The organism is Paracoccus stylophorae (assembly GCF_028553765.1).
Lineage (GTDB): Bacteria > Pseudomonadota > Alphaproteobacteria > Rhodobacterales > Rhodobacteraceae > Paracoccus > Paracoccus stylophorae.
In genome coordinates, this window is the sequence record NZ_CP067134.1 from 2699138 (window position 1) to 2721455 (window position 22318).

At 66.1% G+C, this 22318-nt stretch carries 15 protein-coding genes; 9 read left to right on the forward strand and 6 right to left on the reverse strand.

Going from position 1 to position 22318, the window contains the following annotated elements; genetic code table 11:
- The first annotated feature begins 10 nt into the window (after positions 1-10).
- Complete coding sequence (locus JHW45_RS13330) at positions 11-421, forward strand: Na+/H+ antiporter subunit G (RefSeq protein WP_272858088.1); 411 nt, start codon at positions 11-13, stop codon at positions 419-421.
- 75 nt (positions 422-496) lie between these two features.
- On the opposite strand, the gene dnaE is transcribed toward JHW45_RS13330, so the two are convergent.
- Positions 497-3967 (reverse strand): DNA polymerase III subunit alpha, encoded by a 3471-nt coding sequence (gene dnaE, locus JHW45_RS13335; RefSeq protein WP_272858089.1) that lies wholly within the window; start codon positions 3965-3967, stop codon positions 497-499.
- 100 nt (positions 3968-4067) lie between these two features.
- On the opposite strand from dnaE, the gene JHW45_RS13340 reads away from it, so the two are divergent.
- From JHW45_RS13340 to JHW45_RS13355, 4 genes are read left to right on the forward strand one after another with little or no spacing between them, the layout of a single operon-like run.
- Positions 4068-5582, forward strand: coding sequence for an ABC transporter ATP-binding protein (locus JHW45_RS13340; RefSeq protein ID WP_272858090.1), 1515 nt, complete (start codon positions 4068-4070; stop codon positions 5580-5582).
- Positions 5579-6655, forward strand: coding sequence for an ABC transporter permease (locus tag JHW45_RS13345; protein WP_272858091.1), 1077 nt, complete (start codon positions 5579-5581; stop codon positions 6653-6655). The genes JHW45_RS13340 and JHW45_RS13345 overlap by 4 nt, the downstream gene beginning before the upstream one ends.
- Positions 6652-7539, forward strand: coding sequence for an ABC transporter permease (locus JHW45_RS13350; protein WP_272858092.1), 888 nt, complete (start codon positions 6652-6654; stop codon positions 7537-7539). Before JHW45_RS13345 ends, JHW45_RS13350 begins: the two co-directional genes overlap by 4 nt.
- A 27-nt stretch (positions 7540-7566) precedes the next feature.
- Complete coding sequence (locus JHW45_RS13355; protein ID WP_272858093.1) at positions 7567-8643, forward strand: BMP family ABC transporter substrate-binding protein; 1077 nt, start codon at positions 7567-7569, stop codon at positions 8641-8643.
- A gap of 270 nt (positions 8644-8913) precedes the next feature.
- Here JHW45_RS13355 and purU read toward each other — a convergent pair whose 3' ends face one another.
- The 3 genes from purU to JHW45_RS13370 form a co-directional block, all read right to left on the reverse strand.
- Positions 8914-9798, reverse strand: coding sequence for a formyltetrahydrofolate deformylase (purU, locus tag JHW45_RS13360; RefSeq protein ID WP_272858094.1), 885 nt, complete (start codon positions 9796-9798; stop codon positions 8914-8916).
- A gap of 120 nt (positions 9799-9918) precedes the next feature.
- Positions 9919-11085, reverse strand: coding sequence for a M20 aminoacylase family protein (locus JHW45_RS13365; protein ID WP_272858095.1), 1167 nt, complete (start codon positions 11083-11085; stop codon positions 9919-9921).
- Between the two features lie 164 nt (positions 11086-11249).
- Positions 11250-13082 (reverse strand): ABC transporter ATP-binding protein, encoded by a 1833-nt coding sequence (locus tag JHW45_RS13370; RefSeq protein ID WP_272858096.1) that lies wholly within the window; start codon positions 13080-13082, stop codon positions 11250-11252.
- A 278-nt stretch (positions 13083-13360) separates the two neighbouring features.
- On the opposite strand from JHW45_RS13370, the gene JHW45_RS13375 reads away from it, so the two are divergent.
- From JHW45_RS13375 to JHW45_RS13390, 4 genes are all read left to right on the forward strand, one after another.
- Positions 13361-15064, forward strand: coding sequence for a peptide ABC transporter substrate-binding protein (locus JHW45_RS13375; RefSeq protein WP_272858097.1), 1704 nt, complete (start codon positions 13361-13363; stop codon positions 15062-15064).
- A gap of 106 nt (positions 15065-15170) precedes the next feature.
- Positions 15171-16889 carry a peptide ABC transporter substrate-binding protein gene (locus tag JHW45_RS13380; protein ID WP_272858098.1) on the forward strand — a complete coding sequence of 573 codons (1719 nt, stop codon included), beginning with the start codon at positions 15171-15173 and terminating at the stop codon, positions 16887-16889.
- Between the two features lie 61 nt (positions 16890-16950).
- Entirely contained in the window at positions 16951-17958 is a 1008-nt protein-coding gene (locus JHW45_RS13385; RefSeq protein ID WP_272858099.1) for an ABC transporter permease, read from the forward strand.
- The gene (locus JHW45_RS13390) at positions 17951-18946 is read left to right on the forward strand and encodes an ABC transporter permease (protein WP_272858100.1); all 996 of its coding nucleotides are present in this window, start codon (positions 17951-17953) and stop codon (positions 18944-18946) included. The genes JHW45_RS13385 and JHW45_RS13390 overlap by 8 nt, the downstream gene beginning before the upstream one ends.
- Positions 18947-18958: 12 nt before the next feature.
- Here the strand turns inward: JHW45_RS13390 and JHW45_RS13395 are convergent, their stop codons facing one another.
- Positions 18959-21292, reverse strand: coding sequence for an aldehyde dehydrogenase family protein (locus tag JHW45_RS13395; protein WP_272858101.1), 2334 nt, complete (start codon positions 21290-21292; stop codon positions 18959-18961).
- 7 nt (positions 21293-21299) lie between these two features.
- Entirely contained in the window at positions 21300-22247 is a 948-nt protein-coding gene (deoC, locus tag JHW45_RS13400) for a deoxyribose-phosphate aldolase (protein ID WP_272858102.1), read from the reverse strand.
- Positions 22248-22318 lie beyond the last annotated feature (71 nt).

The window sequence follows — 22318 nt, forward strand, 5'->3', positions numbered from 1 at the left end:
GAACACAGAGATGATCGCGGAAATCCTGATCTCGGCCATGCTGGTTCTGGGCGGCTTCTTCGGGCTGGTCGGGTCTTTCGGTCTGGTCAAGCTGCCCGACCAGATGACCCGCCTGCATGCGCCCACCAAAGCCGCGACGCTTGGCGTCGGGGGCGTGCTGATGGCCTCTCTGCTGTGGTTCGGGTTTTTCGGGGAACATCTCAGCTGGCATGAATTGCTGATCACGCTGTTTCTGTTCCTGACCGCGCCGGTCACCGGGCTGATGATCGCCAAGACGAACATGCACCTGACCTGGAACCCCGACGAATTGCCCCATCCGGGCGAAGACGGCAACTGGGCCACGTTCGGCAACTCGGCCGATTGCAGCCTGATGGACGTGATCGACGCGGATGAGGACCGCAGACACGATAACGGCGAATAGGCTTGCCGCCAGTGCCGGGGGGGTGCCGCCCGCGCCCTCGCACCGAAATGCGGGGCGCGATGCCAGACCCGGCCCCTATTCCTCGATGACCTCGACGACGCCCGGAACCGCGCGCAGGGCCTGACGCGCCGGCGTGGTCAGCGGGGCGTCGTTGGCCACCTCGATCTCGATCAGGTCGTGCCCCTCGCGGATGCGCAGCAGGACGGGGCCGCGATTGCGCGCCGGCACCGCGATCTCGGTGCGGATGCGGCCCAGAACCTCGGCCAGTCGCGGGATGGTATCGGCACCCTGCATCTCGACCGCAAGGCAGCCGGCACCGGCATCCGCCACCGCATCCTCAAGCCGCGCGACCGAGTTGGCCAGCATCTTGACCTGATCGCCCGACGGCTCGACCTTGACCTGCAAGACCACGTTCTCGCCCGGTTCCAGCCGGTCGCGGGATGCGTTCAGCAGATCCGAGAATACCGTGACCTCGTAAAGCCCGGTCGGGTCCGACAGGCTGACAAAGGCGTATTGCGTGCCCTTGGCCGATTTGCGTTCCATCCGCGCCGCCACCGTGCCCGCGATCGACGCGACAAGCGGCCCGCCCGCCGCCTGGGCGCTGATCTGGGCCAGGGTCTGGACCTGCTTGCGGCGCAGGGCGGGCAGGTAATCGTCCAGCGGATGCCCCGACAGGTAGAAGCCGACGGCCCGGTGCTCCTCGCCCAGCTTTTCGGTCGGCAGCCAGATCGGGGCCAGCGCCGGACGCGGCGGCGGCAGATCCTCGCCCCCGCCGAACAGCGACGACTGGCTTGAGGCGGCCTGATCCTGCACCGCGGCCGACCACGCAACCAGCCCGTCCAGCGATTTCAGCACCCTTGCCCGGTTGTCGTCCAGCGCATCGAAGGCGCCCGCCCGCGCCAGCATCTCCAACGGCCGCTTGCCCACGCGCTTCATGTCCACGCGCCGGGCAAAGTCGTGCATGTCGACGAATGCCGTATCGCCGCGTGCCTGTTCGATCAGCCCCATCGCATCGATGCCGACCCCCTTCAGCGCCCCCAACGCGTAATGAATGCGCCCGTCGCGGACGGTGAATTTAGACGCCGACCGGTTCACGCAGGGGGCCACGATCTCGATCCCCATGCGGTCGCATTCGCGTTTATAGATTGCCAGCTTGTCGGTCAGGTGAATGTCGCAGTTCATCACCGCCGCCATGAATTCGACCGGGTGATTGGCCTTCAGCCACGCCGTCTGATAGCTGACCACCGCATAGGCCGCCGCGTGCGATTTGTTGAAGCCGTAATTGGCGAATTTTTCCAGCAGGTCGAACACCTCGCCCGCCTTCTTCTCGGACACGCCGTTCTCGATGCTGCCCTTGATGAATTTGGGGCGTTCCTTGGCCATCTCGGCCGCGATCTTCTTGCCCATCGCGCGGCGCAGCAGGTCGGCCCCCCCAAGCGAATATCCCGCCATCACCTGCGCGATCTGCATCACCTGTTCCTGATAGACGATGATGCCCTGCGTTTCTTCAAGGATATGGTCGATCAGCGGATGGATCGATTCCAGATCGCGGGCGCCGTTCTTGACGTCGCAATAGGTCGGGATGTTCTCCATCGGGCCGGGACGATACAGCGCGACCAGCGCCACGATATCCTCGATGCAGGTCGGCCGCATCCGGCGCAGCGCGTCCATCATGCCGCTGGATTCCACCTGGAACACGGCCACCGTCCGAGCGGATGCGAACAAATCATAGGTCGCCTCGTCCTCCAGCGGGATGGCGTTGATCTGGTTCTCGGCCCCTTCGGGCGGATCGTACAGCCTGCGCCCGTCGGCCGCGACATGCAGCGGCCGCCCGCCCGCATTGATCAGATCGACGGCGTTCTGGATCACCGTCAGCGTCTTCAGCCCCAGAAAGTCGAACTTGACCAGCCCGGCCTGTTCGACCCATTTCATGTTGAACTGCGTCGCCGGCATGTCCGACCCCAGATCGCGATACAGGGGCACCAGCCGGTCCAGCGGACGGTCGCCGATCACCACCCCCGCCGCATGGGTCGAGGCGTTGCGGTAAAGCCCCTCGATCTTTTCGGCGTAATCCAGCAGGCGGCCCACCACCTCTTCGCGCGCGGCCTCGCGCAGGCGCGGCTCCTCGGCGCGGGCGCGGGCGATGCTGACGGGTTTCACCCCCTCGACCGGGATCATCTTGGACAGCCGGTCCACCTGCATGAACGGCAGTTGCAGCACCCGGCCCACATCGCGCACCGCGGCCTTGGACAGCAGCGCACCGAAGGTGATGATCTGTCCGACCTTTTCCTTGCCGTATTTGTCCTGCACATAGCGGATCACCTCTTCCCGGCGATCCATGCAGAAATCGATGTCGAAATCGGGCATGCTGACGCGTTCGGGATTCAGGAACCGCTCGAACAGCAGGGAATAGCGCAGCGGGTCCAGATCGGTGATGGTCAGCGCATAGGCCACCAGGCTGCCCGCGCCCGACCCACGCCCCGGCCCCACGGGAATATCGTGATCCTTGGCCCATTTGATGAAATCCGCCACGATCAGGAAATAGCCGGGAAAGCCCATCTGTTCGATGATGCCCAGCTCGAACTCCAGGCGCGCGTGATACTCCTCGACCGGCACGGCGTGGGGAATGACGCGCAGCCGCGCCTCAAGCCCCTGTTTGGCCTGACGGCGCAACTCCTCGACCTCGTCATCGGCGAAGCGGGGCAGGATCGGCTTGTGCCGTTCAACCGCAAAGGCGCAGCGGCGGGCGATCTCGACGGTGTTTTCCAGCGCCTCGGGCAGATCGGCGAACAGCACCGCCATTTCCTCGGCCGATTTGAAGTAATGCTGCGGCGTCAGGCGGCGGCGGGGCTGCGACTGATCGACATAGGCCTTTTCGGCGATGCAGATCAGCGCGTCATGCGCCTCGTAAAGATCGGGCTTGGGGAAATAGACGTCATTGGTGGCCACCAGCGGCAGTTCGCGTGCATAGGCCAGGTCGATCAGGCCCGATTCGGACGCGGCCTCGGCGGCCATCAGCTGCCCGTTCTCGCCCGGGTGGCGCTGCAATTCGATGTAAAGCCGGCTCGGAAACGCCTGCGCCAGCCGATGGGCCAGCGCCGCCGCCCGGTCCGCCTGTCCGCGCGCGATCAACAGGCCCAACGGCCCCGTCGCCCCGCCCGTCAGGCAGATCAACCCGTCGGCGCGGGCGCATAGTTCATCCAGCGTGACATGGGGCAGGCTGCCATCGGCCCGCAGATACAGGCAGGTGGACAGCGCCATCAGGTTCAGCCACCCGGTCTGGTTCTGCGCCAGCAGGACGACCGGACCCGTCGCCTCGGCCTCAAGCGTGACCTGGCAGCCGACGATGGGCTGCACGCCCTTGTCCATCGCCTTCACGCTGAACTCCAGCGCGGCGAACATCGCGTTGGTGTCGGTCAGCGCGACGGCGGGCATCCCCGCCTCGGCGGCCAGCGCAGGCAGCCTGGCCACGGGAATCGCGCCTTCCAGCAGCGAATGTTCGGAATGGGTGCGCAGATGGATGAATCGGGGGGATGTGGTCGCCATGGCGCGACGATATCCCAGCCTGTCCAAACAGCGCAATTGCCCAAAGCCCGTCTGTCGCGCTAGACAGGGAAAGGCTTTGACCGGAGGGACAAATTTGGCGGTGGCAGCGGTGTTCCGGACCGAAGGGATCGGCAAGTCCTATCCCGGCGTTCGCGCCAATGACGACGTGTCCTTTCAGGTCGCCCCGGGCGAGATCCACGCCCTTTTGGGCGAGAACGGCGCGGGCAAGTCCACGCTGGTCAAGATGATCTATGGGCTGGTGCGGCCCGATGACGGGCGGATGTTCCTGAACGGCGCGCCCCACGAACCGGCCGATCCGCGCGCTGCGCGGGCCGCGGGCGTCGCGATGGTGTTCCAGCATTTCTCGCTGTTCGACGCGCTGACGGTCGCCGAAAACATCGCCCTGGGGATGGAAAATCCGCCGCCGCGCCGCGAACTGGCCGCGCGGATCACGCAGGTCAGCAACGATTTCGGCCTGCCGCTGAATCCGGCCCGCCGCATCGTCACCCTGTCGGCGGGCGAACGCCAGCGGGTCGAGATCGTGCGCTGCCTGTTGCAGGACCCGCGGCTTCTGATCATGGACGAACCCACCAGCGTCCTGACCCCGCAAGAGGCGGAACTGCTGTTTCACACCTTGCGCAAGCTGGCCGATCAGGGAACCGCGATCCTGTATATCAGCCACAAGCTTGAGGAAATCCGCAGCCATTGCGACCGCGCGACGATCCTGCGGCTTGGCCGGGTGGTCGACAGCTGCGATCCGCGCGCCCATTCGGCGCGCCAACTGGCCGCGATGATGGTCGGCGGCGAGATGCGGGTCATCGACCGCAGCGGCCGGCAGGCGGGCCGGGTCCTGTTGGACATCGACGATCTGTCGCTGCCCGCCCCGAATGCCGAGGGCACGGCGCTGAAATCCCTCAGCCTGACCCTGCGCGCGGGCGAGATTCTGGGCATCGGCGGCGTCGCCGGCAACGGGCAAGAGGAATTGCTGGCCGCCCTGTCGGGCGAGATGCGCAGCCGGCCCGGAACGATCGCGCTGGAAGACCGCGATCTGTCCGCCGCCGCGCCGCAGGCGCGGCGTGCGGCCGGGCTGCTGTCGGCGCCCGAAGACCGTCTGGGACATGCCGCCGTGCCCGATTTCAGCCTGACCGAAAACACGCTTCTGACCGCGGGTCCGCGCCGGCAGCTTGTCCGGAACGGGCTGATCGACCGCGACGCCGCGCGCGACTATGCCCGCCAGGTGATCCGCGATTTCGACGTCCGCACCCCCGGCCCCGGCACCGCCGCGCGCGCGCTGTCGGGCGGCAATCTGCAGAAATTCGTGATCGGCCGCGAGGTGTTGCAGAACCCGGTGGTGCTGGTCGTGAACCAGCCCACATGGGGCGTCGATGCGGGCGCGGCCGCCGCCGTGCGCCAGTCGCTGCTGGATCTGGCGCGGTCGGGCGCGGGCGTCATCGTCATCAGCCAGGATCTGGACGAGTTGATGGAACTGTCCGACCGGTTCTGCGCCCTAAACGCGGGTCGTCTATCCGATTCGCGCCCGACCCGTGATCTCAGCATCGACGAGATCGGGCTGATGCTGGGCGGCGCGCATGGCATGAAGGTGGCGCATCTATGATCCGGCTGGTTCCCCGAACCGAAATCTCGGCCCCGTGGCAGGTCGCGACGCCGCTGCTGGCGGTGCTGGCGACGATGATCGCGGGCGGGGTGCTGTTCGCGGTGATGGGCCACGACCCGCTCGCCGCCATCCGCACGATCTTCTGGGACCCGCTGTTCGGCATGGCCTCGGGCTATTCGCGCCCGCAACTGCTGGTCAAGGCCGCGCCGCTGATCCTGATCGCCTCGGGTCTGGCGATCGGTTTTCGCGCGGGGATCTGGAATATCGGGGCCGAGGGGCAATACATCTTCGGCGGCATCACCGGTGCCGCCGTGGCGCTGGCCGCCTATCCGGCCGAAGGGGCGTGGATCTTTCCCGCCATGGTCGCCGCCGGTGCGCTTGGGGGCTGGGCGTGGGGCATGATCCCTGCCCTGCTGCGCAACTGGTTCGGCGCGTCCGAGATCCTGGTGTCGCTGATGCTGGTCTATGTCGCGCAGAAGATCGCGGCGTGGATGGCGTTCGGGCCGATGAAGAACCCCGAGGGGTTCGGCTTTCCGGGCTCGCGCAACCTGCAACAATATCCGCCGGCCGCGAATCCCGAACTGATCGCGGGCACCGGCGCGCATTGGGGCGTGGTCGCCGCCGCGCTGGCCGTGCTGGCGACATGGTTCCTGATGAGCCGCCATATCCGCGGCTTCCATATCCGTGCCGCCGGGCTTGCGCCGCGCGCCGCGCGCTTTGCCGGGGTCAGGCCCGAAACCCTTGTCGCCTTCTGCCTGGGCCTGTCGGGCGCCTTCGCCGGCATGGCGGGCCTGTTCGAGGTCGCGGGCCCCGCAGGCCAGATCACCGACAGTTTCGGATCGGGCTATGGCTTTACCGCCATCATCGTCGCGTTTCTGGGCCGGCTGCACCCGGTGGGCATCCTGCTGGCCGGTCTGCTGCTGGCCCTGACCTATATCGGGGGCGAACTGGCGCAGCTGACCCTGCAACTGCCCGCCGCGACCGTGCAGGTGTTTCAGGGGATGCTGCTGTTCTTTCTTCTCGGCTTCGACCTGCTGACCCGGTTCCGCATCGCCCGAAGGATCACCGCATGATCGACCCGCTGTCCGTCTTTCTGCTGCTGCTGGCCGCCGCGACGCCGATCCTGTTCGCGGCGCTTGGCGAATTGGTGGTGGAACGGGCGGGCGTGCTGAATCTGGGCGTCGAGGGGATGATGATTACCGGCGCGCTGGCGGGATTCGCCGCCGCCCACGCCACCGGCAGTCCGCTGGCGGGCTTTGTCGCGGCGGGGCTGGCGGGGGCCGCCATCGCCATGCTGTTCGCGCTGCTGACCCAGTTCCTGCTGGCCAATCAGGTCGCCTCGGGGCTGGCGCTGACGCTGTTCGGTCTGGGGCTGGCGGCGCTGTTCGGCAAGCCGCTGGAGGGGATCAAGGCGCCGCCGATGATGGCCGGCCCATTGGGCATCAACTGGATCGTCTGGCTGGGAATCGCGATGGTGCCGGTGGTGTGGTGGTTCCTGAACCGCTCTCGCCCCGGTCTGATCCTGCGCGGGGTGGGCGAAAATCACGATGCGGCCCACGCGCTTGGCTATTCGGTGCGGGGCACGCGGGTGGCGGCCATCGGTTTCGGCGGCGCGATGGCCGGGATCGGCGGCGCCTTCATCTCGATCGCCACGGTGCTGCAATGGACCGAGGGCATGACCGCGGGCGCGGGATGGATCGCGCTGGCCATTGTGGTCTTCTCGAACTGGACGGCGGTGGGGGTGCTGGCGGGGGCGTGGCTGTTCGGCGGCGTCACCGTCCTGCAGTTGCGCCTTCAGGCGGCCGGCATCAAGGTGCCCGTGCAGTTGCTGTCGATGGCGCCCTATCTTGCCACCATCGTCGTGCTGGTGCTGATCTCGGCCCGGCAGAAATTCAGCCGCCGCGCCGGGGGCGCCGCCCCCGGCTCGCTCGGCCGGAACTTTCACGCCCTGCGCTGACGCAGGGCATCAACAGAGAGGAATGACATGAACCGCAGAGATCTTTTCGCAGGCGTCGCCGCCGTGACCGTCGCCCTGTCCGCCCCCGCCCTGGCGCAGGATGCGCCGCTGAAGGTCGGCTTCATCTATGTCGGACCGGTCGGCGATGGCGGCTGGACCTATCAGCACGATCAGGGCCGGCAGGCGATCGAGGCCGAATACGGCGACCGGGTGGAGACCACCTATATCGAAAGCGTGCCCGAAGGCGCCGACGCCGAACGCGCGCTGACCCAGCTTGCGCTGGCCGGCAACAAGCTGATCTTCGCCACCAGCTTCGGCTTCATGGACCCGGTGATGAACGTCGCCGCCAAGTTCCCCGACGTGAAGTTCGAACATGCCACCGGCTACAAGCGCGCCGACAACGTCGCCACCTATGACGCGCGCTTCTATGAAGGCCGCGCGGTGATGGGCACCATCGCCGGACGCATGACCGAATCGAACAAGATCGGCTATATCGGCTCGTTCCCGATCCCCGAGGTCATCCAGGGCATCAATTCCAGCTTCATCCACGCCCGCAAGGTCAATCCGGATGTCGAGATGAAGGTGGTCTGGGCCTATAGCTGGTTCGATCCCGCGAAAGAGGCCGATGCCGCCTCCGCTCTGCTGGCCGAAGGCGTGGACGTGATCCTGCAGCACACCGATTCGACCGCGCCGCTGGCCAAGGCGCAAGAGGCGGGCGCCATCGGCTTTGGTCAGGCCAGCGACATGGCCGCCTTCAAGCCGACGCCGCGCGTGTCCTCGATCATCGACAACTGGGCGCCCTATTACATCGAACGGGTCGGCGCGGTGCTGGACGGGACATGGGAATCCAAATCCACATGGGCCGGCATCGGCGACGGCGAGGTCGAGATCGGCGAGATTACCGATGCCGTGCCCGCCGAGGTCAAGGAAGAGGCGCTGGTGCTGAAGGACAGGATCGCCTCGGGCGAATACCACCCGTTCACCGGCCCGCTGAACAAGGCCGACGGCAGCGAATGGCTGGCCGAGGGCCAGACCGCCACCGACGAGGAATTGTCGGGCATGAATTTCTTCGTCGAAGGCATCGGCGCAGAAATCCCCAACTGAGCCCCCAAAGGCGGGGGCACTGCCCCCGTCACCTTGCGGTGACTCCCCCGGGATATTTCGACCAAGGCAAAACCATCACGCCCCGCTTCCGCAAGGAAACGGGGCGCTTTGCCTTGGACGGTCATCGGCGTCCCCGCCTGTACCGTGCATCCGCAATACCATAGCAACGGTTAAGACCCGGTTAACGGGCTTTGCCTTGGGTCAAATATCCTGCGGGGGAGTCGCGCGGCACGCGCGACGGGGGCGCAAAGCCCCCGGCCACGTCTGCGATCAGCCCATCCGTTCGCTGACATAGCTGCCGGGCGAGGCGGGAAACACCACCGTCTTGGCGCCGTTCAGGAACACGCGTCCATGGATATGGGCATGGACCGCGCGCGACAGGACCTGGCTTTCGACATCGCGACCAAGGCTGACATAGTCGCCGGACGACTGCGCATGGGTCACGCGCACCGTGTCCTGTTCGATGATCGGCCCCTCGTCCAGATCGGCGGTGACGTAATGCGAGGTCGCGCCGATCAGCTTGACGCCCTTTTCATAGGCCTGCCTGTAGGGATTGGCACCCTTGAAGCTGGGCAGGAAGGAATGGTGGATATTGATGATGCGCCCCGACATCTTCTGGCACATCCGGTCCGACAGGACCTGCATGTAGCGCGCCAGAACGATCAGCTCGGCGCCGCTGTCCTCGATGATCTCCATCTGCCGTGCCTCGGCCGCCTGCTTGGTGCCGGGGGTCACGCGGATCATGTGGAAGGGGATGTCGTGGTTCACCACGACCTTCTGGTAGTCGTGATGGTTGGAGATCACGCCGACGATGTCGATGGGCAGCGCGCCGATCCGCCACCGATACAGCAGATCGTTCAGGCAATGGCCAAAGCGGCTGACCATGATCAGCACCTTCTTCTTCACCGAATCGTCGCCGATCTCGACCTGCATGTCGAACCGGGCCGCGATGGGCGCGAATTCGTGCTGCAGGCGATCCAGGCTGGCCCCGCCTTCCGAGCGGAAGCTGACGCGCATGAAGAACCGGCCGGTCTCGGCATCGTCGAACTGCGCGCTGTCGGTGATGTTGCACTCCTTCGCCGCCAGAAACCCCGAGATGGCGGCGACGATCCCGCGGGTCGAGGCGCAGGTGACGCGCAGGGTATAGCTGTTCATGACGGGGGTCCGCTTTCTTTCTTCAAGAACCTGCGTTTCGACCGGATCGCGCAAGGGCGGCATGACGTTTCCGACCGGCCACGCCCTTCCTGCGACATGCCCGGCGGCCGGGCCGCCCGCTCAGGCGGCGGGCAGGCGGTTTTCGACCATGCCGGCATACCAGCTTGCGCCGGCGGGGATCGCGTCGTCGTTGAAATTGTAGGCCGGGTGATGGACCATCGCCGTATCGCCGTTGCCCACGAAGATATAGGCGCCCGGACGTTCCAGCAGCATATAGCTGAAATCCTCGCCGCCCATCATCGGCTGCATGTCCATGTTCACGTCGCCGGCGATCTGGCGGGCCACGTCGGCGGCCCATTCGGTCGCCTGATCGTCGTTCATCGTCACCGGATAGCCGCGTTCATACTCCACCCTGGCGGTCGCGCCCATCGCGGCGGCGACATTGGTGGCGACGCGGGTGATGCCTTCCTCAAGCTGGTCGCGCACGCCGGGTTCCAGGCTGCGGGCGGTGCCCTTCAGCTTGACCACCTGCGGGATGACGTTGTGCGCCGTCGAATCGGTCGAGACGACACAGACCGAGATCACCGCGTTCTTCAGCGGGTCGATATTGCGCGACACGACCGATTGCAGCGCGACGACGATCTGCGCCGCCGTCAGCGTGGTGTCGATGCATTCATGCGGCTTGGCGGCGTGCCCGCCCTTGCCGGTCACGGTGATGTCGAACTGGTCGGCGGCGGCCATCATCGCCCCCGGCTTGATCGCGAAGGTGCCGGTGGGAACGCCCGGCATGTTGTGCATCCCGTAGACCTCGTCGATCTTCCAGCGCTCGATCAGACCGTCCTTGACCATCGCGTCGCCGCCTGCCCCGCCCTCTTCGGCGGGCTGGAAGATGACCACCGCGGTGCCGTCGAAATTGCGCGTCTCGGCCAGGTATTTCGCCGCCCCCAGCAACATCGCGGTGTGGCCGTCATGGCCGCAGGCATGCATCTTGCCCGGCGTCTTCGAGGCGTATTCGACCCCCGTCTGTTCGTGGATCGGCAGCGCATCCATGTCCGCGCGCAGGCCGATCACCCGGCCCTTGCTGTCGGAATTTCCGCGGATGACGCCCACGACACCGGTCCGGCCGATCCCTTCGGTCACCTCGTCGCAGCCGAATTCGCGCAGCAGGTCGGCGACCTTTCCGGCGGTCCGGTGCACGTCGTAAAGCAGTTCGGGATGTTCGTGGAAATCGCGGCGCCAGGCGGTGATCTGGGGCAGCAGTTCGGCAAAGCGGTTCTTGACGGGCATGATCGGTCTCCTTCGCCCATAAGGATGATATCTTTGTGCATGCCGTGCAAGTGGGGGCGCTGCCCCCGGCGCCTTGCGGCGCCTCCCCCGAGGTATTTGGAAAGAGGGCGAGGCGGCAGGGGCACAGGCGCGGCCGGGGGATGCAGGCCGCACCGGGTCTGCGGTCAGGAATGCGTCCTCGGCTCGACCAGCACCCGGTGGCCCGGTGCGACCTCGCGATAGACCGAGGGCGAGGCCTGATGATCGACCGGATGGATGGGCGAGGGAATCGGCTGGAAGCTGAGATCCTCGCTGATCTTCTTCTGGCGCGGATCGGCCACCGGCACCGCCAGCATCAGTTGCCGCGTATAGCTGTGCTGGGGATTTTCGAAGACCTGCTGGCGGGTTCCCATCTCGACGATGCGGCCCAGATACATGACGCCGACATGATGGCTGACCCGTTCGACCACCGCCATGTCGTGGCTGATGAACAGCATCGAGATGCCCAGATCCTGCTGCAACTCCATCAGCAGGTTCAGCACCTGCGCCTGCACCGACACGTCCAGCGCCGACACCGCCTCGTCGGCGACGATCAGTTTCGGGTTCAGCGCCAGGGCGCGGGCGATCGCGATGCGCTGTCGCTGGCCGCCCGACATCTCGTGCGGATAGCGGCGCATGAAATGGCGCGGCAGTTCCACCCGGTCGAACAGCGCGGCGATCCGGTCCTGCCGTTCCGAGCGACTGCCGATGCCGAAATTCTGCATCGGTTCGGCCACCTGATCGTAAAGCTTCATATGCGGATCGAGGCTGGCGAACGGGTCCTGAAAGATCATCTGCATGTAGCGCCGGGCGCGGCGCAGCGCCGAGGGCGACAGCGCCAGCACATCCGTCCCGTCCAGATCGACCTGCCCCGATTGCGGCTCGACCAGCCGCAGGATCGAGCGGCCGCAGGTGGATTTGCCGCACCCCGATTCGCCGACCAGAGACATCGTCTCGCCGGAATTGATCGTGAAGCTGACATCCTCGACCGCGTGGACATTCGCCACGGTGCGGCGCAGAAGACCGCCCTTGACGGCAAAGCGCGTGGTCAGATGTTTCACCGTCAGCAGCGGTCTGGGATCGGCCACGATGATCGGTTCGGGCTTGCCCATCGTGCCGTCATGCATCAGCCGCAGCCGTTCTGGGGCAGGCTTGCCGGTCATCTCGCCCAGGCGCGGCACGGCGGCCAGCAGCATCCGGGTGTAATCCTGCTGCGGATTTTCGAAGATCTCGGTGACCGGTCCTTCTTCGACCTTGTCGCCGCGATACATCACCACCACCCGGTCGGCCATCTGCGCGACCACCGCCATGTCGTGGGTGATGAACATCACCGCGATCTGCTTTTCGCGCTTCAGCCGGTCGATCAGCGCCAGGATCTCGGCCTGGATGGTCACGTCCAGCGCCGTGGTGGGTTCGTCGCAGATCAGCAGGCGCGGCTCGCACGCCATGGCGATGGCGATCACCACGCGCTGGCGCATCCCGCCGGACAGTTCGTGCGGATACTGGTCCAGCCGGCGTTCGGGTTCGGGGATGCGCACCTGGTGCAGGATCTCCAGCGCGCGGGCGCGGGCCTGTTTCCTGTCCATGCCGCGATGTGCGACCAGACCTTCGGCAAGCTGGTCGCCCACCGTGAAGACCGGGTTCAGCGCCGTCATCGGTTCCTGAAAGATCATGCCGATCCGGTTGCCGCGAATGTCGCGCATCGCGGGCGTCGACTGCCGCGCCAGGTCGATCATCACGCCATCGCCCGGATCGAACATCAGCCGTCCATTGGTGATCGTGCCGCCGCCGAATTCGACCAGCCGCATCAGCGACAGCGAACTGACCGACTTGCCCGATCCCGATTCGCCCACCACGCACACGCATTCGCCGGGCCGGATGTCGAAGCTGACATCCTTGACCCCGACCACGACACCGTCATTGGTGTCGAATTCGACGCGCAGCTTTTCAATGGAAACAAGCGGATTTTCGTCCAGCATGGAACATCCCCGGTTCAGGCCATCCGCGAAGGCTAGCCGGGCAACCGCGAATGTCAAAGCGAAACCGCCGGGTGTCACAAAGCCCGGACGGGGCTTTCAAAAACGCTTGCTTTTCAAATGGGGTTGGTTTGAAACTGAGGGCAGTCCGCAGGGATGGCGGCACGCAGAACGACACCCGGAACAACCGGAAAGACAATGAAAACCGACGGCCCTTCAACGGCTTGCGACGCGCGGCGTGCCCTGCCCCCGACGGGACCTATCCCCAACAGGAGCGATTGATGAAACTGAGAACCTTGTTGATGGGCGCGGCGGCGACGCTGTCGCTGGCCCCTGCGGCGATGGCCGAACGCGGCGCGGACGGTCAGGTCAACATCATCATGTGGCAGGCGCCGTCGACGATGAACCTGTATCTGTCCAGCGGCACCAAGGACATCATCGCCGCCAGCATGACGCTGGAGCCGCTGGCCAGCTTCACCCCCGACGGCAAGCTGACCCCGCGCCTGGCGGCCGAACTGCCCTCGCTGGAAAATGGCGGGATTTCCGAGGATCTGAAGACCGTCACCTGGAAGCTGAAAGAGGGGATCAAGTGGTCGGACGGCAGCGACCTGACCGCCGATGACGTGGTCTTCACGGCCAATTACTGCCTGGACCCCGATGGCGGCTGCGCGCAGCTTGCCAAGTTCGAGGGCGTCGAAAAGGTCGAGGCGGTCGATCCGCTGACCGTGCAGGTGACGTTCACCGAACCGCATCCCGACCCGTTCTCGGCCTTCGTGGGCGGGCAGTCGCCGATCCTGCAAAAGGCGCAGTTCGAAAACTGCATCGGCGCCGCCGCGCCCACCTGCACCGAACAGAATTTCAACCCGATCGGCACCGGCCCCTTCAAGGTGATCGAGTTCAAGACCAACGACGTGATCACGTTCGAGGCCAATCCCGAATATCGCGACCTCGAAAAACCCGCCTTCGCGACGCTGACGATCAAGGGCGGCGGCGATGCGGCGGCGGCGGCGCGTTCGGTTCTGGAAACGGGCGAATTCGACTATGCCTGGAACACCCAGCTTGCGCCCGACGTGCTGGCGGGGATGGCCGCGAACGGCAAGGGTCATGTCGAGACCGCGTTCGGCAGCCTTGTGGAACGCATCCATGTGAACCTGACCGACCCCTCGCCCTCGCTGCCCGAGGGTGAGCGGTCGACGACCCAGCATCCCCATCCGTTCCTGACCGATCCGGCGGTGCGTCAGGCGCTGTCCATGGCCATCGACCGGCAGTTGCTGACCGAGATCGGCTATGGCCAGGCCGGTCAGCCGACCTGCAATCTGGTTCCCGCGCCCGAAGCCTGGGCCTCGGAAAACATGGATTGCCTGAACCAGGACATCGAAGGCGCGAAAAAGCTGCTGGACGATGCCGGGTGGGTGCCGGGCGGCGACGGCGTGCGCGAAAAGGACGGGATGCGGCTGTCGCTGCTGTACCAGACCGCCGTGAACGCGGTGCGGCAGGATTTTCAGGCGCTGATCAAGCAGTGGTGGTCGGAAATCGGAATCGAGACCGAATTGAAGACCGTCGATGCCTCGGTCTTCTTCGGCAGCGATCCCGGCTCGCCCGACACGTTCCAGAAATTCTATGCCGATGTCGAGATGTATGCCAACAACTTCGAAGGCAACAACCCCGAACCCTATCTGGCCAAGAACACCTGCGACAAGGCGCCGGGACCGGACAACCAGTGGCAGGGTGAGAATACCAGCCGCTATTGCGACCCGGAATATGACAAGCTGGTGGTGGAACTGGGCCAGACGGTCGATCTGACCGAACGCGGCAATCTGGGCAAGCGGATGAACGAGATGATCACCCGCGACAGCCACGCGGTCATCCCGCTGGTCTATCGCGGCACCGCCTCGGCCGTCAGCGACACGCTGGGCGGCGTCGAACTGAACGCCTGGGATACCGAGATCTGGAACGTCGCGGACTGGTATCGCAAATCCGAATGACGCGGGACGCATATCGGGCCGCGCCGGGCAGAACGCCCGGCGCGGTCGTTGCCGGGGTCGCGCCCCTGCGTCCGGCACCCCATCGCCACAACGAAAGGACAGACCGATGACCGGCACCGCCACACGCCGCCGCACCACCGCCGCCGCGCTGACCGCCCTGTGCGCCGCCTCTCCGGCTTTTGCCGAACGGGGGACGGATGGCGAATTGCGGCTGATGCTGTGGCAGGCGCCCTCGACGCTGAACGTCTATCTGTCCACCGGCACCAAGGACATGCTGGCCTCGTCGCTGGTTCTGGAACCGCTGGCCGGGTTCGCGCCGGACGGCAGCATCTATCCGCGTCTGGCGGCCGAGATCCCCACCACCGAAAACGGCGGTCTGGCCGAAGACCTGACCTCGATCACCTGGACGCTGAAGGAAGGGCTGACATGGTCCGACGGCAGCCCTGTCACCGCCGAGGACGTGAAATTCACCGCCGATTACTGCATGGACCCGCAAGGCGGCTGTGCGCAGCTTGCCAAATTCGAAGGCATCGACAAGGTCGAGGTGGTGGACCCGCGCACGGTGAAGATCAGCTTTACCGAACCGCGCCCCAACCCCTATGAGGCGTTCGTCGGCAGCCTTGCGCCGGTGATCCAGAAGGCGCAGTTCGCAGACTGCACCGGCGCGCGCACCAGTTCCTGCACCGACCAGAATTTCGGCCCCATCGGCACCGGACCGTTCCGCGTCACCCGGTTTCTGACCAACGATGTCTCGACCTACGAGGCCAATCCCGAATATCGCGACCCGTCTCTGCCCGCCTTTGCGACCGTGACGCTGAAGGGCGGCGGCGATTCCGCCTCGGCGGCGCGGGCGGTGCTGGAAACCGGCGAATACGATTACGGCTGGAACGTGCAGCTTTCCCCCGAGGTGTTGCAGGGCATGCTGGCCGCCGGCAAGGGCCAGCTTGAGGTCGATTTCGGCGCCACCGTCGAACATGTGGTGCTGAACATGTCCGACCCCTCGCCCGATCTGTCCGAGGGCGAGCGGTCGACGATCCAGCATCCGCACCCGATCCTGTCCGACGAACGCGTGCGCCGCGCCCTGTCCATGGCCATCGACCGCAATCTGCTGAACGAGGTGGGATATGGCGACACCGGCCGCGCCACCTGCAACATGGTTCCCGCCCCCGAGGTGTTCGCCGCCGACAACACCGACTGCCTGACCCAGGACATCGAGGGCGCCCGCGCACTGCTGGACGAGGCCGGCTGGACCGACAGCGACGGCGACGGCGTGCGCGACAAGGACGGGCGCAAACTGTCGCTGCTGTTCCAGTCCTCGGTCAACTCGGTCCGGCAGGATTTTCAGGCGCTGATCAAGCAGTGGTGGTCGGAAATCGGGGTCGAGACCGAGTTGAAGACCGTCGATGCCTCGGTCTTTTTCGGCAGCGATCCCGGCTCGCCCGACACGCTGACCAAGTTCTATGCCGACGCGCAGATGTATACGACCGTCTTCGACGGCACCGACCCCGGCAGCTATCTGGCCAAGCGCACCTGCGACAAGGCGCCCGGACCGGAAAACCAGTGGCAGGGCGAGAATGCGGGCCGCTATTGCGACCCCGAATACGACGCGCTGATCGATGAGCTGGGCCGCACCGCCGGGATCGAAAAGCGGGGCGAACTGGCGCGCCAGGCGAACCTGATGCTGACCCGCGATTCGATGGGAATGCTGCCGCTGATCGCGCGCGGCCGCGTCTCGGTCAGTTCGAACCGGCTGGACGGGGTGCAGATGAACGCATGGGACAGCGAGTTCTGGAACATCGCCGAATGGTCCCGCGCGGCAGAATGACCCTTCCCGCCGCATCCGCGCCGCCGACGACCGCCGCAAAAGCCCGCCACCAGAGGGTCAGATGCTGAATTTCACGATCCGCAGATTGCTGCTGGCCATTCCGACGCTGCTGTTCATCTCGCTGGTGATCTTCCTGCTGCTCGAGGCGTCGCCCGGCGATCCGCTGGGCGATGTGCCCCTGACCGTGCCGCCCGAGGTCAAGGAAAGGATGCGCGAGGCGCTGGGGCTGGGTCAGGCGTGGTATATCCGCTATGTCCTGTGGCTGAAGCAGTTCTTCTGGGTCGAGCCGCTGCATTGGTTCGACCATTTCTTCGGCACCGGCTTCAGCGACGGCAGGCAGCGGATCATCAGCTTTCAGTCGCGCAGCCCGGTCTTCGACGTGATCGCGCAGCGCCTGCCCCAGACCCTGATCGTGGTCGGCATGTCCTATATCGTCGGCGTCATGATCGCGATCCCGATCGGCATCCTGTCGGCCTATCGGCAATATTCGTGGTTCGATCAGGTCGGGACCTTCGTGTCGATGATCGGCTTCTCGATGCCGACCTTCTTCACCGGGGTGGTGATGATCATCGTCTTCGGGGTCAAGCTGCAATGGTTTCCGTCGGTCTATGACACGACGCTGGTCGTGCGCGACTGGGACAGCTTTCTGGCGCAGGCGCGGCAGATGGTGATGCCGGTGACGGTGCTGGCGCTGTATAACGCAGCCCAGGTCAGCCGGTTCATGCGCGCCTCGATGCTGGACAATCTGGGACAGGATTACGTCCGCACCGCCCGCGCCAAGGGTCTGAGCGAGCGCAAGGTGGTGCTGAAACACGTGCTGCGCAACAGCCTGATCCCGGTCGTCACCGTGATCGCCCTGGGCCTGCCCACCGTGTTCGGCGGCGCGCTGATCACCGAACAGGTGTTCAAGGTCAACGGCATCGGCCAGTTGCTGATCACCGCGATCTATGCCAACGACCTGCCGATGGTGCTGACGGTGACGTTCCTGTTCGCGATCCTGATCGTCCTGTTCACGCTGATCGCCGACGTGCTTTACGGCCTTCTCGATCCAAGGATCCGCTATGACTGAGGCCGAAAAACAGCGCCGGCTGGACACGCAGGAACTGGTCGACGAATCCGCGTCGGGCGCGCCCGTCACCAGCGAATTGCCGCCCGACAACCCGGTGCGGGCGGGGGGCGAGACGCGCAGCCAGTGGCACGATGTCTGGCGCCAGTTCCGCAGCCACAAGGGCGCGATGGTGGCGCTGGTCCTGTTCGTGGGCGTGCTGCTGTTCGTGTCGATCGGCCCGCTTCTGTGGACGCTGGACCCGACCTATGTCGATATCCGGGCGCGCAACACGGGCTTTGTTCCCGCCCATCCGCTTGGCACCGATCAGCTTGGCCGCGACATGCTGGCGCGGCTGATGGCGGGCGGGCGCGTGTCCATCGCGGTCGGGCTGACGGCAATGATCATCGCCGTCACCCTGGGCAGTTTCATCGGCGTCGTGGCCGGCTATTTCCGCCGGCTGGACGCGCCGCTGATGCGCCTGACCGAGCTGTTTCTGGCCCTGCCGCTGCTGCCGCTGCTGCTGCTGATGGTGACGCTGTTCCGCGAACCGCTGTCGCAGAATTTCGGGCCGGCGATGGGGATCTTCATCCTGATCGTGTCGGCCATCGGCGCGACCAGCTGGATGCAGTCGGCGCGGATCGTGCGCGGCGACGTGCTGGGGCTGAAGGAACGCGAATTCATCCTGGCCGCCAAGTCGATCGGCACGCCGCCGCGCCGGATGATCCTGCGCCACATCCTGCCCAACGTGATGTCGCCGATCATGGTGGCGGCGACCCTAGGCATCGCCACCGCGATCATCACCGAAAGCGCGCTCAGCTTTCTGGGGCTGGGCTTTCCGCCCGATTTCCCGACCTGGGGCCGGCTGCTTTTCGACGCGGTGGACCAGATGGTGCTGTATCCAAGCCGCGTCATCCTGCCGGGCGTCTTCATCTCGCTGACGGTCTTGTGCGTGAACTATATCGGTGACGGTCTGCGCGACGCGATGGACCCGCGCATCCGCGGCAGGTAAGTCCGCGTCTCCTCAGTAAGCGGCGCTGCCGGTCCCGGCGGGCAGCGCGCCATAGGGCAGCCAGACCGTCTTCCACTGGACCGCGTGATGCAGGAACGCCGCCCCCTGCGCATCCGGTCCGGTCCAGTCGCGATTGACCGGCGACCAGACGGGCTTCAGATTGCCCCCCGCCGCACGCTCGACCCGTTCCAGCCCCTCGCCGCCGCCGACATGCCACATCGCGGCCACGCCATCATGCGCGGCGGCGACGGGCGCAAGCTCGGCCGTGGCGCCGGTGACGATATTGACGACGCCGCCGGGCAGGTCCGAGGTGTCGAACACCTGATACAGATCCGCCAGCACCAGCGGATCGTCCTGCGAGGCGATGGCAACGACGCTGTTGCCCATCGCGATGGCCGGCATCACCAGCGACATGAACGCCGCCAGCGGCTGGCGGTTCGGGCAGGTGATGGCCATGACGCCGTAAGGTTCGGGGATCACGTTGACCAGATGCCCCGGTCTAGTCTGCACATTCGCGCCATCGAACTTGTCCGCGCGCGCGGCATAGTGAAAGGCGCGCGCGATGGCCGCATCGGCCTCTGCGCGGCTGGTGCGCGCGGCGAAATCGTCGGCGCGCGCAGCGAGGTTCTCGGCGATGTAATACAGCACCTGCGCCCGGCCGTCCCCGCCCATCGCGGCCCATTTGCCGGCCTTCGCCGCCGCCTCGACCGCGTTGCGGATGTCCTTGCGGTTGCCCAGCGGCGCCAGCCCGCCCGGCACCGTGTACATCGCGCCCCCGTCCGGCCGTTTCTGCGCCCCGCCCAGATACAGCTTCATCGTCCGGTCGATGCCGCCGCCCTTGCCCTCGCCCTCCGCCATCAGCACAGGTGGCGTCGGCGCAGTGTCCTTCGCCGGTTTCACCGGCGGCTCGGCCAGATAATCCCGCATCCCGGTGCGCCCGCCCTCGCGCCCGAAACCGCTTTCGCGATAGCCGCCGAAGGGGGCGGCGGCATCGAACATGTTCGCGCCGTTGATCCAGACGACGCCGGCCTTGATCCGCGCGGCGATGTCGGTGGCGACCGCCGCGCTTTCCGACCAGACCGACCCGGCCAGACCATAGCGCGTGTTGTTGGCCAGTTCGACCGCCTCATCGGCGGTGCGGAATGTGGACAGCGTGGCGATGGGACCGAAGATTTCCTGCACCATCCCCGGATTGGCGGGGGCGATGTTGCGCAGATAGCCGGGCGCGATGAAACACCCCTCGCCCGCCTGCCCTCCGACCAGTTCGGCCCCGGCGGCGGTGGCCGCGGCGCAGATCGACAGGATGCGATCCTTTTGCACCGGATCGACAATGGCGCCGATATCGGTCGATTTGTCCAGCGGCGCACCCACGCGCAGCCGGTCCATGCGCGCGCGCAGCAGCGATTCGAACCGCGACGTCACCGCCTCGGCCACCAGGATGCGCGATCCGGCGCAGCAGACCTGACCCTGATTGAACCAGATCGAGTCCACCACCCCTTCGACCGCGGCGTCCAGATCGGCGTCGTCCATGATCACGAAGGGCGATTTGCCGCCCAGTTCCAGCGTCAGTTTCGTGCCGGTTCCGGCCAGCGTCGCGGCAATGCCGCGCCCCACCTGGGTCGAGCCGGTAAAGGCGATCTTGTCCGGCTGCGCCCGGACCAGCGCAGCCCCGGTCGCGCCGTCGCCGGTGACGATGTTGACGACGCCCTCCGGCAATCCGACCTGACGGCAGATTTCGGCAAAGGCCAGCGCGGTCAGCGGCGTGTATTCCGCCGGTTTCAGCACCACCGTGTTGCCGGCAGCCAGCGCCGGCGCGATCTTCCAGGCCAGCATCAGCAGCGGAAAGTTCCACGGGATGATCTGGCCGCAGACGCCAAGGGGCGCGTGGCCGGGAAATTCGTCGTCGCGCAGCTCCGCCCAGCCGGCGTGATGATAGAAATGGCGCGCGACCAGCGGCACGTCGATGTCGCGGCTTTCGCGGATCGGCTTGCCGTTGTCCAGCGTTTCCAGAACCGACAGAAAGCGTTCGCGTTTCTGGACATGGCGCGCGATGGCATAGAGATACCGTGCCCGTTCGCTGCAGGACAGCTTTGCCCATCTGTTCTGCGCCTTGCGCGCCGCCTTTACCGCCTCGGCGACATCCTGTTCGGTGCCCTGCGCGATCTGGGCCAGCGCCTCGCCGGTTGCCGGGTCGCGCGTGGTGAAGCTGTCGCCCGGACGGGTAAAGCTGCCGCCGATGAAATGGCCGAACGGGCCACGGTCGCGCAACCAGTCGCGAACGGCGCTGCTGTCTTCGACCGAGGGGCCGTATTCCATGCTTTCCATGATTTCGCTCACGCGGCTCATTTCTTCCTCAGGCGATGGCTTGACGATACCCGGCGGCATAGCGGCCGGTGACGTGATGGCTGATCTGGCGTTCGATATCGCCCAGAAGGCTGCTGGCGCCGATGCGGAACAGGTCGGGCGCCAGCCAGTCGCGGCCCAGCTCTTCGCGCATCAGGATCTGCCAGGCGATGGCGTCTTTGGCCGTGCGCAGCCCGCCTGCGGGTTTGAAGCCGACCTTGTGGCCGGTGCGCGCGTGATGGTCGCGGATGGCGCGGCACATGACCAGCGAGACGGGAAGCGTGGCGTTCACCCCCTCTTTCCCGGTCGAGGTCTTGATCCAGTCCGCGCCCGCCTGCATCGCCACATGGCTGGCGCGGGCGACGTTTTCCAGCGATTTCAGATCGCCGGTGGCCAGGATCGCCTTCATGCGGGCGGTGCCGCAGGCGTCGCGCATGGCGCGGATTTCGTCATACAGCGCGCTCCATTCGGCGCGCAGGACATGGGCGCGCGCGATCACGATGTCGATCTCGTCCGCGCCCTGATCCACGGCATGACGAATTTCCGCCAGCCGCAGATCCAGCGGCATCAGCCCTGCGGGAAAGCCGGTGGCGACGCTGGCGACGGGGATGCCCGAATTGCCAAGCGCGCGTTTCGCCGCCGCCACCATCGTCGGATAGACGCAGACCGCGCCGGTGGTCAGGCCCTGCACGCCCATCGCGTCCAGCAGATCGGGGGCGACCGGCTGGCGCGCCTTGGCGCACAGGCGGGCGACGCGGTCGGGCGTGTCGTCGCCCGACAGCGTGGTCAGGTCGATGCAGCGGACCGCGTTCAGCAGCCAGCCGGCCTGCCATTCCTTTTTCAGGCTGCGCCGGACCGGCAGGGTCGCGGCGCGGCGTTCGACCGCCGGGGTGTTGATGCGAATATCGCCCAGAAGATGGGCGTCCAGCCCGGTGCCGGGATTGCGCGTGCCTGACATGTCGCCTCTGCCGTTGGGATCGTCCGCCACGCTAGACCCGCCCGACCAGCGCGGCAAGACGCGCACACTGG